The organism is Sphingomonas sp. 66-10 (assembly GCF_001897045.1).
Taxonomy (GTDB): domain Bacteria; phylum Pseudomonadota; class Alphaproteobacteria; order Sphingomonadales; family Sphingomonadaceae; genus Sphingomonas; species Sphingomonas lycopersici.
This window is the reverse complement of sequence record NZ_MKRR01000106.1, coordinates 88,145-101,563: the sequence shown is the minus strand read 5'-3', so window position 1 is coordinate 101,563 and position 13,419 is coordinate 88,145. Positions and strand designations below refer to the sequence as shown.

The window sequence follows — 13,419 nt, the reverse complement described above, 5'->3', positions numbered from 1 at the left end:
GCGTGCCCGAGCCCGCGACCTGGGCGATGATGCTGATCGGCTTCTTCTCGATCGGCGCGGCGCTGCGCCGGCGCGGCCGAGTGGTGACCATTGTCGCTGACCGCTAAACTCTCCCCCCGCTATCTGGGACAGAAGCTGGCACGGCTCGCCGTGCCGCTCGCGCTGGCCGCGGCGGCGATCGCCGGCGGCGCGGCGGCGGCGCATTATTACACCAAGCACCATCTGACCGACCCGCCGGTACAGGTGGTCGAGCGTGGCCCGCGGCTATGGTATCCGGTCGGCCAATATCCCGCGCTCACCTTGCCCGACGGCGAGCGCCGTGCGGTGAAGAGCGTGCTCAACGTCCGCAATACGATGCATTACGGCGATTATGTCTGGAACGAACAGCATATCCCGGCGGGTGACATCTGGGTGCGGATCGATCTCGCGCGGCAATTGCTCTCGGTGTTTCGCGACGGGCACGAAATCGGCTCGGCGGTGATCCTCTACGGCACCGACGGCAAGCCGACCCCGACCGGGGTGTTCCCGATCCTCGAAAAGCGCGAGACCCACGTCTCGTCGCTCTATGACGCGAGCATGCCCTATATGATGCGGCTCACCGGGGACGGGGTGGCGATCCACGCCAGCAACGTCCGCCGCGGCGCCGCGACCCACGGCTGCATCGGTATCCCGCCGTCCTTCGCTGCGTTGCTGTTCAAGGCGGTCAGCAACGGCGACAAGGTGGCGATTCTCCCGCCGCGGGAAAAATCATCGTAAACGAAGGGATAACCACCCCCTTCAACCGCCTGCTGACGCTCGCATGACAGAATCGGCCCATCTTTCGGAATGGGCCTGCCATGTCGCGTCGTCGTTTGACATCGCTGATCGCCAGCCTCGGGCTGCTGTTTTCGTTGCCGATCATGGTCGGTGCGACCGATCCCACGTCCAATTTCGCCGATCGCGTGCTCGGCAGACACAACCGCGAGCGCGTCGCGATGGGCATCATGCCGCTCAAATGGGATCCGATGCTCGCCGCCTCGGCGCAGGACTGGGCCAATTATCTCGCGCGGAGCGGCCGTTTCGAACATGCCCCCGAACGTCCGTTCGATCCGCAGGGCGAGAATCTGTGGGCCGGCACGCGCGGCGCCTTCACGCTCGAACATATGGTCGACGCCTGGATCCGCGAGAAGCGCTTCTTCACCCCCGGGGTGTTCCCCAACAACAGCACGACCGGACGGGTCGAGGACATCGGCCATTATACCCAGCTGATGTGGCGCGATTCCGGCGAGGTCGGTTGCGCGATCGCGCGCGGGCGGATCGAGGACGTGCTGGTGTGTCGCTACAGCGACGCCGGCAATTATATCGGCGAACGCCCCTTCTGAACCGGTCCGCAGCGCCGACGCCGGCTTGACGCGCCCCGCCGCGCGGCGGAGAATCACGCGCATGGAACATCTCGATCTGTCCGAGTCAGAATGGCGCCGGCGGCTGACCCCCGAGCAATATCACGTACTGCGCGAGGCCGGGACGGAGCGCGCTTTTTCCGGCAAATACAACGACAACAAGGCCGACGGCATCTATCATTGCGCGGCCTGCGAACTGGAATTGTTCGATTCGGCGGACAAATATGATTCTGGATCGGGCTGGCCCAGCTTCACCCGGCCGATCGCGCCCGATGCGGTGACCGATCATAGCGACACCAGCCACGGCATGACCCGCGTCGAAACGCGCTGCGCGCGATGCGACAGCCACCTCGGCCACGTCTTCCCCGATGGCCCCCCGCCGACCGGGACGCGCTATTGCATGAATTCGGTCAGCCTCGATTTCCAGCCGCGCCGCTAGACTTGTTAAGGACAGGCTAAGCCTCTATCCGTTCTAGCCGATCCGATGGCCCGCGCCCCTCGTCCCCGTTCGCCCTGGCGCCGTCGCCTGTCGCTTGCCCTCAAGCTGCTGGTCGTCGCCGCATTGCTCGCGCTCGCCGCGCTGATCACCGCGGTCTATGTCACCCGCGCGCAGCTCCCCAGCTTCGAACAGCTCAAATCCTCGCCCAACGGGCAGATGATCCGCGTCCACGCCGCCGACGGCACCGTGATCGTGTCGATGGGGCCGAGCTATGGCGACTGGCTGAGCTATGACCGCATTCCCAAGGTGATGCGCGACGCGACGATCGCGGTGGAGGATCGGCGCTTCAACAGCCATATCGGGGTCGATCCGATCGGGGTGGCGCGCTCGGTACAGGTGCGCCTGTCGCGCGGCCGCTGGGTGCAGGGCGGCTCGACGATCACCCAGCAGCTCGCCCGAAATGTTTTCCTCAACAATCAGAAGAAGTTCGGCCGCAAATTCCGCGAATGGATCCTCGCACTGGCGATGGAGCGGAAGTTCAGCAAGGACGAGATCCTCGAACTCTATCTGAACAAGGTCTATTATGGCGGCGGCGCTTACGGCATCGACGCCGCCTCGCGCAAATTCTTCGGCCACGGCGCCGATCATCTGTCGCTGCCCGAGGCGGCGATCATCGCCGGGCTGGTCAAGGCGCCGTCCAATTATTCGCCGACCGCCGACGCCGCCGCTGCGGTGGGCCGCGCCTCGGTGGTGCTGCAGGCGATGCAGGACAATGGGATGATCTCGGCGGGCGAGGCGACCGCCGCCGATCCCAAATCGGTCGCGCTGGCGCCCGAGCCCAAGCAGAACAGCGTGCGCTATTTCACCGATTGGGCGCTGCCCCAGCTCGAATTGCTGATCGACGAGACCGAGAAGCCGCTCGAGGTGTGGACGACGCTCGATCTCAACATGCAGCGCGACGCCGATGCCGCGGTGCGCGCCAACGCGCCGAACGGGGCGCAGGGCGCGTTGGTCGCGCTCGATCGCGACGGCGCGGTGCGCGCGATGGTCGGCGGCAAGGATTACGTCTCGTCGATCTACAACCGCGCCACCCAGGCCGAGCGCCAGCCGGGCTCGGCATTCAAATTATTCGTCTATCTCGCCGCGCTCGAGGCCGGGAAGACTCCCGAATCGACCGAGATCGACGAGCCGGTGACGATCGACGGCTGGTCGCCGCGCAACGATTCGCGGCGCAATTCGGGGCAGGTGACGCTGCGCACCGCCTTTGCCTATTCGCTCAACACGATCGCCGCGAAGCTCGGCCAGCAGGTCGGCTTCGCCACCGTCGCCGATATGGCGCGGCGCTTCGGCATCACCACCACGGTCAACACCCACCCGTCGATGGTGCTCGGCACCTCCGACGTGCGGCTGATCGACATGACCCGGGCCTTCGCCAGCGTCGCCAATCAGGGCGTCGCGGTGACCCCCTATGGCATCCTCAAGGTCACCGCGAACAATGAGGTGATCTACCAGCATCAGGTCGATCGCAGCCGCGTGCTGGTCGCGCCCCAGGTCGCGGCGCAGATGATCGACCTGCTGCAGACCGCGGTGAACACCGGCACCGGCCGCGCGGCGCAGATCGGGCGCCCGGTGGCGGGCAAGACCGGGACGACGAGTTCGTCGAAGGACGGCTGGTTCCTCGGCTTCTCCTCGGGGCTCACCACCGGCGTGTGGATGGGGCGCGACGACGCCAAGCCGATCGCCGGGCTCCACGGCGGCACTGCGCCGGCGCGCGCCTGGCACGATTTCATGATCAAGGCGGTCGCCAACCGCCCGATCGAGCAGTTCGAGACCCAGGTGACCTTGCCCGAGGCGCAACTCGAACCCGACGCCGAAAGCTATTACGGCGGCCCCGACAACGGCCTGTTCGTCGATCCCGACGGCAATCCCGTCACCGGCGGGATACCCGGCGCCGGCGCGGGCGATCGCCAGCCGCCGCGCAGCGAGCATCTCGAGATCGACGACGACGGCAATCCGATCATCCCGTCGCCGCCGCCCGAGCGGCTCGATCAGGACTGGATCGACCGCGTCACCGGGCGCGACGCACGCCGCGATCAGCGCCGGCCGGTCAATCCCGCGCCGGGCAATCGCCAGCCGCCGCCCAATTATTCGACCGAGCCGCGCCCGAACCAGTGAAGCGACGCGCCGTGGCGGCGCAGCCACGCGCGCTCGGCCGCCGGATCGCGGCCGTAGAGCGTCGCGACGAGCGCGTGGAATGCCGCGCTGTGGTTCATATGGACGCGGTGCGCGACCTCATGCGCGGCGGTCGCGCGACGCACCGCGCGCGGCGCGAGCGCGAGCCGCCAATTGTAGCGGATCGCGCCCGACGACGCGCAGCTCCCCCAGCGCCCGCGCGCGTCGCCGATCGCGACCTTGACCACCTTGACCCCGGCGAGCGCGGCATAATGCGCGGTATCCTCGCTCAGCAGCCGCAGCGCCTCGCGCCGGAGCCACGCCTCGATACGGCGGCCGACGGTTTCGCGCGGCCCGCCGGTCAGCAGCCGATCGTCGATACGCGCCACGCGGCGCGAGCCGGTCTCGTCCCATTGAATCGTCAGCGCGGCATCGTCGAACGGCACCGTCGCGCCGGGCGCGAACGGCCGCGCCTCGGGCAAGGCCGCGCGTTGGCGGGCGAGCCATTCGCCTTGCGTCGCCGCCCAGGCCAGCGCCGCCTTGGCCGAGGCGCGCGCCGGGATCACCAGCCGCACCCGCCCGCTCGCCGGATCGAGCGACAATTTCGCGCGCCGCGCGCGCGGATGCCGGACGACGTCGATCTCCGCGCTCTTAGTCATGCGGTTTCACCGCATTTTGCGGCACCAGCCCGCACCCGACCTCCCACGAATGTATCCTGATGGGAGGTCGGGTGGGGGAGCGGGCTGGTGCCGCACGAAATGGACCGCAGGGGCATTTCCCAGGAACTGCTCACAGGATCCGATCGACCATATGATGTTCAAGGTCCCCGGCATCGTCCTCGCTGATCGTCCAGCCGCGCGTCGACTGGCCGGCGCGGTGCACCGCCTCCGGGTCGCCGCAGACGAGATAATGCCATTCGGGGAGCGGCTCGCCCGCGGCGCGCAGGCGATAGGCGCAGGTCGAGGGAAGCCAGTCGATCTCATGCACGTTGCGCGCATTGAGCCGCACGCATTCGCTGACGTAAGCGTGGCGGTGGCGATAATCCGAGCAGCGCCCGGCACCGCGATCGAGCAGGCGGCAGGCGACGTTGGTCGGGATCAGCTCGCCGGTCTCCTCATCCTCGAGCTTGTGGATGCAGCATTTGCCGCAGCCGTCGCACAAGGCCTCCCATTGCGCGCGGTCGAGCTTGTCGAGCGGGGTATCTTCCCAGAAGCGGGTCATCGCGCCCAGCGCTCGATCTCGTCGGCGATCGTGCGCGGCGACCCCTCCTGCGACAGCAAGGCCAGCGGCTTGCCCGCGGACGACATCAGATAGGCGGCGCGGCTGTGATCCATCATATAGCCGCCGGCATTGCCCTTACCGCGCGCATAATAGACGCCATATTCCTTGGCGATCGCCGCGATCTGCGCCGGCGAGCCGGTCAGCCCGATCATCCGCGGGTGGAAAGCGCCGACGAATTCCTTGAGCACCGCCGGGGTATCGCGCGCCGGATCGATCGTCACGAACACCGGGACAAGGCGCGCGCCGAGCGCCGGATCGTCCTTCTCGACCATCTTCACCGCCGCGCCGATATGCTGGACGTCGAGCGGGCAGACGTCGGGGCAGAAGGTGTAGCCGAAATAGACGATGCTGTATTTGCCGGCGAGGTCGCGCTCGGTCGTCGCGCGGCCGTTCTGGTCGGTCAGCGAAAAGGCGCCGCCGATCCGCGCGCCCTCCAGCGGCGGGCGCGTCGGCTGTTGCGGGGGGGAGCAGGCGGCCAGCGCGAGCGTGGCGGAGATAAGGATCTGAACGTGCAGCTTCATGGCATGGCGAGAGATGATCTGTTAGAGGCGGTATCGCAACCTCCCGAGGACGCAAAGATTCGACGATGAAGCGTATCCTTTTTGCCGCCGCGATCCTCGCCGGCACCGCCGCGCTGCCCGCCACGGCGCAGCAGCAATCGCAAAGCTACAAGTTCCTCCAGGCGGTGAAGGACGGCAAGGGCGACGAGGTCACCAAGATCCTCGACCAGCCCGGCCAGCGGATCATCAACACGCGCGACGCGACCACCGGCGACGGTGCGCTGCATATTGTGATCAAGCGCGGCGACGACCTCTATCTGCGTTACCTGCTGTCGCGCGGCGCCGATCCCAATTTGCGCAACGGCAAGGGCGATACCCCGCTGCTTATGGCGATCCAATATGGCCAGAACGGGCTGGTCGACACGTTGCTGCTGGTCAAGGCCAACCCCAATCTCGCCAATAGCTCGGGCGAAACCCCGCTGATCCGCGCGGTCCAGCGCCGCGATCTGGCGCTGGTGCGCACCCTGCTTGCCGCGGGCGCCGACCCCGATCAGACCGACAATGTCGCCGGCATGTCCGCGCGCGATTACGCCCATGCCGATTCGCGCACCCCGGCGATCGCCAAGGTGATCGACGAAAAGCCCAAGACCGCCGCCCGCGCGGTCGCCGGGCCGAAGATGTGAAGGGTCGCTAGGCCACCTCGCCGCTCCCCTCCCTGGTGAAGGGAGGGACCGGCGGTGGGTGGGTATGAGGCGGTTGCTCCGGTATCCTCTCGGGCCAACCCGACCCCTCGCTTGTTCAAGCAAGGGGAGAAAATCCTTAAAACCCCGGCCCGGCATCCGGGTCGGCGAGCGCGATCAGCCGGCGGCCGGCGCGGCGCGCGAAGGCGAGGGTGCAGCGCTTGCGGACATGCGCGGCGAGCGGGTCGGTCCGCGCCTCGCGCACCACCGCCGCATCGTAGCGATCGGCGACGATCAGCCCGGTCCGTTCGGGCAGGAACGCCGGGCCGTCGATCGGCGAGGCATCGAATCCCGCCGGCACCGCCCAGAAGAAGCGGTCGCAATGCGCCAGATAATCCTGCCATTTGCCGTCGCCGAGCAGATCGGCGCGCGACACCTTGATCTCGACGATCGTGATCCGCCCGCGCGCGTCGAGCGCCATCAGATCGGCCCGCCGCCCACCCTCCAGCGGGACCTCGGCGATCGCGACCAGCTCATGCCGCAATAGCATCCGCGTGACGCCGCGCGCGACATCGGCAGCGACCAGCGCCTCGGCCGGGCTCACATCGTCCACAGACGAAAAGGGCGGGGTGACATTCACCCCGCCCCTTTAGAACATCATGAGAACAAAAGGAAGATCAGCGGTAGAAGATGTGGTTGCCGATCGTCGCCACGCGCGTGCGGCCCCAGCCCGGCGCGGCGCGGCGGGCGTGGAAATAGAGCGCGTCGTCGGCGTTGCTTTCCCATGCGTCGTTGAGCGCGACCTTGGCCACCGCCAGCGCGGTGCGCCACGCCGGGCGCGACGGATCGACCGCCGGCACGCGGCCGCCGCGGACGAAGGAGAATTGCCCCGGCTGCTTCACCACGTCGCAGATCGTGTCGCCGAAGCGGCCCGAATCGGCGCGGTTGAGGATCACCTCGGCCACCGCGAGCTGGCCGGCAAGCGGCTCGCCCTTCGATTCATAATAGATCGCGCCGGCGAGGCAGCGCATGTCTTCGTCGATCTCCCCACGCGTCTGCTGTGCGGCGACCGCGGCGGCGAGCGTCGGATAGGCGATCGCATCGCCCGGCTGCGTTTCATCGGCGACGGCAGGCGCCGGGGCAGGGTTGGGGGTGGTGACGACGGGAGCGGGAATATAAGCCTGAACCTGCGGCGCAGCGGCCGGCTGGATCGTGGCGAGCGCGATCGGCGCTACTTCGGCCGCCAGCCCTGCGCTGCTCTGCGCGGCGAGGCCGATGATAGAAAGGGTCGCGACCGCGGCAGCCGCGGCCTTCGAGAAAAACGACATTAACCAACAAACATAGGCGGTTGGGACGCGAAAACGCGATCGCTGTGGGTTACGATCGGCCGGGATCCCCCCCGACTGCGTCACCGAACGGATCGCACCCGCACTCGGCACAACGCTGAGATATGAACGCTGGCTTACTCGTTTTGCGGCGCAACTAAGTCAATCGTCGCCGATCGTTTCAGCGGCGAACCGTTTCGCCTGCGGGATATCCAGAGCAACGACCCACAGGTCGGGATCGCGTTGCCGGCGCCGTTTCCAATAATCGTCGAGCGATTCCGGCGCGCCCGCCTTGGGCCCGGTTTCGATCAGCCCGCGCATCCCGTCGGGGCCGATACCGCGTTCAAGAATCACCTTTTCCAACTCATCGACGATCAGGATCGCGCCGGCCTGGGCATCGCCGCGCGCGCGGATCACCGCAATGCCCCCGGCGTCGTTCACCCGCCTGAGCAACGCACCGACCAGGAGGTCGCTGGGCAGCCTGCCGCTCAACGCGTGCGATATCCCGGCAGCCCGGCGAGCGCGATGCGGCTGCGCATGAAGGTGCCGGTGCCGCGCGCCACTTCCTCGCCATCGGCGTCGACCAGCCGCGCGTCGCCGACGAATACGCGGCGATGCCCGCTGATCCAGCGCCCCTCCGCCACCACCGGCCCCTCGGGCAGCGGGCGGGTGAACAACAGGCTGAATTGCGTCGTCAGCAGGAAGCGATCGGTCACCATGCTGTTGCAGGCGTAGAAAGCCGCATCGTCGAGCATCTTGAAATAAGCGGTGCCGTGGGTCGCGCCGCCGGCGTGGAAATGCCGCGCATCGACGGTGAAGCGGATCCGCGCCACCCCGGATTCGGGGATTTCGAGCGTCGATTCGAAGAAACGGTTGATCGGCGCGGCGGCATAGAGCGATTCGAGCGCGCGGAAATGCGCCTCGGCGCCTTCAGGCGGCGTCACGCGTCTCGTCCGCCGTCAGCAAGGCGTAGAAAGCGTCGCGCGACGCCGCACCGCGCAGCTTGTCGACGAATTCCCGGTCGCGGAACCGCCGCGAGACGCGCGCCAGCGCCTTGAGATGCTCCGCCCCCGCATCGGGGGGCGAAAACATCGCGACGACGATATCGACCGGGGCATCGTCAACCGCGGCGAAGTCGATCGGCTTGGCGAGCCGCGCGACCATCACCACGATTTGCGCGACGCCGGCGATCCGCGCATGCGGAATCGCCACCCCGCCGCCGAAACCGGTCGATCCGAGCCGCTCGCGCTCGGCGAGCGCGGCGGAAACGGTCGCGGCGTCGAGTGCCAGCGCCGGCCCGGCCACCTGGCCGAGCTGGTGGAACAGCGCTTTCTTGCTCGATACCGCGAGGTCGACGAGAATGAAGTCAGGCGACAACAGGTCGCTCAAATCACTTGTCATATCAATGATGTGCGTCCTTCAGCGCGCGCGCTGCGGCTCGACCCAGCCGATCGTCCCGTCGCCGCGACGATAGACCATATTATAGGCGCCCGTCCCTGAATTGCGGAACAGCAGCGCCTGGGTGTTGCGCAGATCGAGCATCATCACCGCATCGGAAACGCTGGCATCGGGCACGTCGACGCGGGTCTCGGCGACGATCAGCGGCGCATCGCCCGCATCATCCTCGTCGGCGACCTCGGCGAAGAGCGTATAGCCGGCATTGTCATAGCCATTGGCCTGCGCCAGCTCGAGCGCCTTGTCCGCCTGCCGATCCTTCAACCGTCGCATATAGCGTCTGAGCTGGGTTTCGATCCGGCTCGCCGCGCCATCGAAGGCGAGATGCGCGTCCTGCGCGGTGTTTCGCCCTTTGAGCACCAGCCCCTTCATCACATGCGCGACGATATCGCACGTGAATCCAGCGTCATGCGGCCCCTTGCCGAAGGTCACCTCGGCCGAGATCGCGCGCGAGAAATATTTGTCCGCGATACCCTGAAGTCGTTCCCCAACATGTCCCTTGAGCGCAGCGCCCGTAGCGACCTGATGACCAGAAACGCGGATATCCATCGGCTCTTCTCCTTCAGGGGCGCCGGGCCTGACCCCGGACGCCCGGTTCGCGTCACGCGGACGCGTCGCTCCCCCAGATCGGGTTCTTTACCCGTTCCAAGAACGCGGCATGAGCGGCAAGTTCTTCGTCGCTCACCACAAAAACACGTGCGGGCCGCACCACCGAGGCAATTGCCATGCGGACCGGCGCGGCCGTTTCCGCCACCGCCACCTCGCTGACCAGGCCAAGCCCGATCTGGCGCCCGCCCATCAGCTCGACATAGACCTGCGCGAGCAGTTGCGCGTCGAGCAAGGCGCCGTGCAACACGCGATGCGATCGATCGATCCCATAACGCGAGCAAAGCGCATCGAGCGTGTGTTTGGCGCCGGGATGCTTCGACCGTGCGATCGTCAGCGTATCGACCATCCGCGCCATATCGACCGGCGGCCACCCGTGCTGCTTCAACTCGCCGTTGATGAACCCGAAGTCGAACCCGGCATTGTGCGCGACGAGCGGCGCATCGCCGATGAATTCGAGCAATTCCTCGACGCGCTCGGCGAAGCGCGGCTTATCCGACAGAAAGGCGTCGGACAGGCCGTGGACCGCAAATGCCTCCGCCGGCATCGCGCGATCGGGATTGAAATAAGCGTGGAAGGTGCGCCCCGTCTCCACGCGGTTGACGATCTCGACACATCCGATCTCGACCAGCCGGTCGCCACCGGAGAAGCTGAGCCCGGTGGTTTCGGTATCGAACACAATCTCCCGCATGGCCCCGTTATCGGCCTGTCGGGCGCGACAGGCAAGCGATCACCGCACGGACCGCGGCACGCGTTTCTTCGAGCGGGACATCGGTCGGGATGACGAAATCGGCCTGCGCGCGCTTTTCCGCATCGGGGGTCTGGCGGGCGAGAATCGCATCGAACTTCGCCGCGGTCATCCCCGGGCGTTCGAGCGTGCGCGCGCGCTGCACGTCGGGCGCGGCGGAGACCACCGCCACCTTGTCGACGGCGCGATTCCCCCCGGTTTCGAACAGCAACGGCACGTCGAATAAAACAATCGGCGAATCAGCATGTTCCGCCAGAAAACGCGCACGCTCGGCGCCCACCGCGGGGTGAACGATCGCCTCCAGCGCCTTCATCGCCGCATCGTCGCCGAGCACCGCCGCGCCAAGCCTCTGCCGGTCGACGCCGTCCGCCCCGGTGGTGCCGGGAAAGCGCGCCTCGATCGCCCCGACCAATGCCCCGCCGGGCCCCTGCAGCCGGTGCACCGCGGCGTCGGCGTCGAACACCGGCACGCCCTCCGCCGCGAACATCTTCGCGACGGTCGATTTGCCCATCCCGATCGATCCGGTGAGGCCGAGACGAATCATCCGGTCAGCCGCTCACGCAATTCCGCATCATGGACGCGCGGCGCGGGGCGGCCGAAGAACAATTCGAACGCCATCGCCGCCTGGCCGATCAGCATCTCCAGCCCGTCGATCGTCTCCAGCCCGCGCGCCTCGGCCTGGCGCAGCAGATCGGTTTCGAGCGGGGCGTAGACGATGTCGTAGACGATCGCATCCTCGGGCAGCGGCGTGAGGTCGATTTCGAGCGGCGGCTGGCCCTTCATCCCGAGCGCGCTGGTGTTGACCACCAGCTGCGCCGGCGGGAGCGCGGCGGACAGCGGGAGCGCATCGCCCTTCAACCCGAATCGCGCGAGCAACGCGGCGCCCTTTAACGGGCTGCGGTTGAGGATCGTCACCGCGCCGACCCCGGCCCGCGCCAGCGCGAACAGCACCGCGCGCGCCGCGCCGCCGGCGCCGATCACCACCACCGGGGCGCCGGCCAGATCGACCTCGGCCAGCGGGGCGTAGAAGCCCGCCGCGTCGGTATTGGTGCCGAACACGCGGCCCTCGGCATCGCGCACGATCGTGTTCATCGCGCCGATCGACTCGCGCACCGCGCCGGGATCGTCGACCAGATCGAGCATCGCGATCTTGTGCGGGATCGTGACGTTGCAGCCGCGCCACGCATCATCCCCACGCCGCTCGGCGATGAAGCGCGCGAGATCGTCCGCCATGACATGCGTCGCGCGATAATCCGCCTCGATCCCGAGCTTTTCGAGCCAGAATTCGTGGATCAGCGGCGATTTCGAATGGGCGATCGGATCGCCGATCACTTCGGCATAGGGACGGTTCATGCCAGCAGCACCCCGCGTTCGCGCAAATAGGATAGGAGCGGGAGCAGCGGCATACCGAGCACGGTGAACTGGCTGCCCTCGATCCGGCTGAACAATTGCACCCCGGGACCCTCGATCCGGAAGCAGCCGACGCAGCCGGCGATCGCGGGCCATTCGGCATCGAGATAGGCCTCGATAAACGCCGGGGAGAGCGGCCGGACGAACATCCTGGCGCGGTCGACATGCCGCCATACCGCGCGGCCGCCCTCGGCGATCACCGCCGCGCTGACCAGATCGTGGCGCTTGCCCGACATCAGCCGGAGATGCTCGGCCGCCTGATCGCGGCTCTCGGGCTTGTCGAGGATCGTTCCGTCTTCGAGTACCGCGAGCGAATCCGAGCCGAGCACCAAAGCCTGCGGCTCGCGCTGCGAGACCTTCAATGCCTTGAGCTCGGCGAGCGCATCGGCGAGATCGCGCGGCGGACGCCCGGCGAGCGCAAGCTTGGCCGCGGCTTCGTCGACATGCGCGGGCTGCGCCGAAAACGGCACCCCCGCCGCGTCGAGCATCGCGCGGCGCGAGGCGGATTGCGAGGCGAGCACCAGCTTCATCAATCGGTCACCACCGCATTGCCCTGTCGTTCGTTGCACAAGGCGATCACCGCCGCGGCGGTCTCCTCAATCGAGCGGCGGGTGACGTCGATCACCGGCCAGCCGTTGTCGGCGAACATGCGGCGCGCGAAGGCGATCTCACGCGACACCGATTCCTGATCGACATACGCGGTCTCGGGCGCCTGATTGAGCGACAGCAAGCGGTTGCGCCGCACCTGGATCAGCCGGTCGGCGCTGGTGGTGAGCCCGACGACCAGCGGCTTCTTGAGCCGGTAGAGCAACGCCGGCGGCGGGCTTTCGACGACGATCGGGATATTGGCGACCTTATAGCCGCGATTGGCGAGATAGATGGCGGTCGGCGTCTTGGACGAGCGGCTGACCCCGGCCAATACGACATCGGCCTCCTCCCAATCCTCCGCACCGATCCCGTCGTCATGCGCGATCGTGAACTGGATCGCGTCGACGCGTTCGAAATAGGCCGCATCGAGCGCGTGCTGGCGGCCGGGGCGCCCCTTGGCCTGCTGGCCGAGCAGATCGGAAAGCGCATCGGTCACCCGGTCGAGCGGCGCGACCATCGGCAGCCCGAGCGCCTGGCAGCGCTGTTCGAGCGCGCCGCGGGTCGCCGGATTGACCAGAGTATAGATCACAAGCCCCGGATTTTGCGCGATTTCCTGAAGAATGCGATCGAGGTGCGCCTCGGTCCGCACCATCGGCCAGAAATGCCGCACGGTTTCGACATCGTCGAACTGGGCAAGCGCGGCCTTGGCGATATTCTCCAGCGTCTCGCCGGTGGAATCCGACAAGAGGTGGAGGTGCAGCCTGATCATCAACCGAACGAACCTGTGGAAAACATGGGGACAAGCGCTAGCGCAACCCAACCCCCGCGCCAAGGCG

20 protein-coding genes are annotated in these 13,419 nt (G+C 67.3%); 6 read left to right on the top strand and 14 right to left on the bottom strand.

The genetic code is table 11. The annotated features are described in order from the left end of the window. Positions 1–2 precede the first annotated feature (2 nt). The 5 genes from BGN95_RS10190 (at position 3) to BGN95_RS10170 (ending at position 3,993) form a co-directional block, all read left to right on the top strand. A complete protein-coding gene (locus BGN95_RS10190) occupies positions 3–107 on the top strand; it encodes a PEPxxWA-CTERM sorting domain-containing protein (RefSeq protein ID WP_286772573.1) in 105 nt (34 codons plus the stop codon). After that, positions 91–756: a L,D-transpeptidase family protein gene (locus BGN95_RS10185; RefSeq protein ID WP_265313496.1), complete on the top strand. Its 666-nt coding sequence runs from the start codon at positions 91–93 to the stop codon at positions 754–756. The genes BGN95_RS10190 and BGN95_RS10185 overlap by 17 nt, the downstream gene beginning before the upstream one ends. Positions 757–836: 80 nt before the next feature. Beyond that, positions 837–1,361 (top strand): CAP domain-containing protein, encoded by a 525-nt coding sequence (locus BGN95_RS10180; protein ID WP_179512932.1) that lies wholly within the window; start codon positions 837–839, stop codon positions 1,359–1,361. Between the two features lie 61 nt (positions 1,362–1,422). Beyond that, a complete protein-coding gene (gene msrB, locus BGN95_RS10175; RefSeq protein ID WP_265271147.1) occupies positions 1,423–1,818 on the top strand; it encodes a peptide-methionine (R)-S-oxide reductase MsrB in 396 nt (131 codons plus the stop codon). A gap of 45 nt (positions 1,819–1,863) precedes the next feature. Continuing rightward, the gene (locus BGN95_RS10170) at positions 1,864–3,993 is read left to right on the top strand and encodes a transglycosylase domain-containing protein (RefSeq protein ID WP_265313497.1); all 2,130 of its coding nucleotides are present in this window, start codon (positions 1,864–1,866) and stop codon (positions 3,991–3,993) included. Here BGN95_RS10170 and BGN95_RS10165 read toward each other — a convergent pair. The 3 genes from BGN95_RS10165 to BGN95_RS10155 all read right to left on the bottom strand — a co-directional run bounded on the left by BGN95_RS10165 (position 3,963) and on the right by BGN95_RS10155 (position 5,792). Then, a complete protein-coding gene (locus tag BGN95_RS10165) occupies positions 3,963–4,649 on the bottom strand; it encodes a M48 family metallopeptidase (RefSeq protein WP_286772544.1) in 687 nt (228 codons plus the stop codon). The genes BGN95_RS10170 and BGN95_RS10165 overlap by 31 nt on opposite strands. 130 nt (positions 4,650–4,779) lie before the next feature. Continuing rightward, positions 4,780–5,211 carry a YcgN family cysteine cluster protein gene (locus BGN95_RS10160; protein ID WP_265271141.1) on the bottom strand — a complete coding sequence of 144 codons (432 nt, stop codon included), beginning with the start codon at positions 5,209–5,211 and terminating at the stop codon, positions 4,780–4,782. Beyond that, positions 5,208–5,792 (bottom strand): SCO family protein, encoded by a 585-nt coding sequence (locus tag BGN95_RS10155; protein WP_286772543.1) that lies wholly within the window; start codon positions 5,790–5,792, stop codon positions 5,208–5,210. Before BGN95_RS10155 ends, BGN95_RS10160 begins: the two co-directional genes overlap by 4 nt. Positions 5,793–5,857: 65 nt before the next feature. On the opposite strand from BGN95_RS10155, the gene BGN95_RS10150 reads away from it, so the two are divergent. Then, positions 5,858–6,454 (top strand): ankyrin repeat domain-containing protein, encoded by a 597-nt coding sequence (locus BGN95_RS10150; protein WP_265271137.1) that lies wholly within the window; start codon positions 5,858–5,860, stop codon positions 6,452–6,454. 136 nt (positions 6,455–6,590) lie between these two features. Here the strand turns inward: BGN95_RS10150 and BGN95_RS10145 are convergent, their stop codons facing one another. The 11 genes from BGN95_RS10145 to BGN95_RS10095 form a co-directional block, all read right to left on the bottom strand. Beyond that, positions 6,591–7,091, bottom strand: coding sequence for an MmcB family DNA repair protein (locus BGN95_RS10145; protein WP_265313499.1), 501 nt, complete (start codon positions 7,089–7,091; stop codon positions 6,591–6,593). A gap of 37 nt (positions 7,092–7,128) precedes the next feature. Beyond that, entirely contained in the window at positions 7,129–7,779 is a 651-nt protein-coding gene (locus BGN95_RS10140; RefSeq protein ID WP_286772542.1) for a cell wall hydrolase, read from the bottom strand. 159 nt (positions 7,780–7,938) lie between these two features. Further along, positions 7,939–8,268: a DUF1491 family protein gene (locus BGN95_RS10135; protein WP_179512940.1), complete on the bottom strand. Its 330-nt coding sequence runs from the start codon at positions 8,266–8,268 to the stop codon at positions 7,939–7,941. Further along, complete coding sequence (locus BGN95_RS10130) at positions 8,265–8,720, bottom strand: PaaI family thioesterase (RefSeq protein ID WP_179512941.1); 456 nt, start codon at positions 8,718–8,720, stop codon at positions 8,265–8,267. The genes BGN95_RS10135 and BGN95_RS10130 overlap by 4 nt, the downstream gene beginning before the upstream one ends. Then, positions 8,707–9,177, bottom strand: coding sequence for a PTS sugar transporter subunit IIA (locus BGN95_RS10125; protein WP_179512942.1), 471 nt, complete (start codon positions 9,175–9,177; stop codon positions 8,707–8,709). The genes BGN95_RS10130 and BGN95_RS10125 overlap by 14 nt, the downstream gene beginning before the upstream one ends. 18 nt (positions 9,178–9,195) lie before the next feature. Beyond that, positions 9,196–9,780: a ribosome hibernation-promoting factor, HPF/YfiA family gene (gene hpf, locus BGN95_RS10120; protein WP_179512943.1), complete on the bottom strand. Its 585-nt coding sequence runs from the start codon at positions 9,778–9,780 to the stop codon at positions 9,196–9,198. 52 nt (positions 9,781–9,832) lie between these two features. Next, complete coding sequence (gene dnaQ / locus BGN95_RS10115; protein WP_286772541.1) at positions 9,833–10,528, bottom strand: DNA polymerase III subunit epsilon; 696 nt, start codon at positions 10,526–10,528, stop codon at positions 9,833–9,835. 7 nt (positions 10,529–10,535) lie between these two features. Next, complete coding sequence (gene coaE, locus BGN95_RS10110) at positions 10,536–11,129, bottom strand: dephospho-CoA kinase (RefSeq protein WP_179512945.1); 594 nt, start codon at positions 11,127–11,129, stop codon at positions 10,536–10,538. Then, positions 11,126–11,938 (bottom strand): shikimate dehydrogenase, encoded by an 813-nt coding sequence (gene aroE / locus BGN95_RS10105; RefSeq protein ID WP_286772540.1) that lies wholly within the window; start codon positions 11,936–11,938, stop codon positions 11,126–11,128. Before aroE ends, coaE begins: the two co-directional genes overlap by 4 nt. After that, on the bottom strand, positions 11,935–12,525 hold the full coding sequence (locus tag BGN95_RS10100) for a Maf family protein (RefSeq protein WP_179512947.1): 591 nt from the start codon (positions 12,523–12,525) through the stop codon (positions 11,935–11,937). Before BGN95_RS10100 ends, aroE begins: the two co-directional genes overlap by 4 nt. Beyond that, a complete protein-coding gene (locus tag BGN95_RS10095; RefSeq protein ID WP_179512948.1) occupies positions 12,525–13,352 on the bottom strand; it encodes a pyruvate, water dikinase regulatory protein in 828 nt (275 codons plus the stop codon). The genes BGN95_RS10100 and BGN95_RS10095 overlap by 1 nt, the downstream gene beginning before the upstream one ends. Positions 13,353–13,419: the final 67 nt, after the last annotated feature.

Coding starts and splice junctions, on each gene's coding strand:
- BGN95_RS10170 (WP_265313497.1), top strand. CDS start 1,864: ATGGCCCGCGCCCCTCGTCCCCGTTCGCCCTGGCGCCGTCGCCTGTCG.
- coaE (WP_179512945.1), bottom strand. CDS start 11,129: ATGATTCGTCTCGGCCTCACCGGATCGATCGGGATGGGCAAATCGACC.
- dnaQ (WP_286772541.1), bottom strand. CDS start 10,528: ATGCGGGAGATTGTGTTCGATACCGAAACCACCGGGCTCAGCTTCTCC.
- hpf (WP_179512943.1), bottom strand. CDS start 9,780: ATGGATATCCGCGTTTCTGGTCATCAGGTCGCTACGGGCGCTGCGCTC.
- BGN95_RS10100 (WP_179512947.1), bottom strand. CDS start 12,525: ATGAAGCTGGTGCTCGCCTCGCAATCCGCCTCGCGCCGCGCGATGCTC.
- BGN95_RS10155 (WP_286772543.1), bottom strand. CDS start 5,792: ATGAAGCTGCACGTTCAGATCCTTATCTCCGCCACGCTCGCGCTGGCC.
- BGN95_RS10160 (WP_265271141.1), bottom strand. CDS start 5,211: ATGACCCGCTTCTGGGAAGATACCCCGCTCGACAAGCTCGACCGCGCG.
- BGN95_RS10095 (WP_179512948.1), bottom strand. CDS start 13,352: ATGATCAGGCTGCACCTCCACCTCTTGTCGGATTCCACCGGCGAGACG.
- BGN95_RS10165 (WP_286772544.1), bottom strand. CDS start 4,649: ATGACTAAGAGCGCGGAGATCGACGTCGTCCGGCATCCGCGCGCGCGG.
- BGN95_RS10140 (WP_286772542.1), bottom strand. CDS start 7,779: ATGTCGTTTTTCTCGAAGGCCGCGGCTGCCGCGGTCGCGACCCTTTCT.
- BGN95_RS10180 (WP_179512932.1), top strand. CDS start 837: ATGTCGCGTCGTCGTTTGACATCGCTGATCGCCAGCCTCGGGCTGCTG.
- BGN95_RS10150 (WP_265271137.1), top strand. CDS start 5,858: ATGAAGCGTATCCTTTTTGCCGCCGCGATCCTCGCCGGCACCGCCGCG.
- BGN95_RS10125 (WP_179512942.1), bottom strand. CDS start 9,177: ATGACAAGTGATTTGAGCGACCTGTTGTCGCCTGACTTCATTCTCGTC.
- aroE (WP_286772540.1), bottom strand. CDS start 11,938: ATGAACCGTCCCTATGCCGAAGTGATCGGCGATCCGATCGCCCATTCG.
- msrB (WP_265271147.1), top strand. CDS start 1,423: ATGGAACATCTCGATCTGTCCGAGTCAGAATGGCGCCGGCGGCTGACC.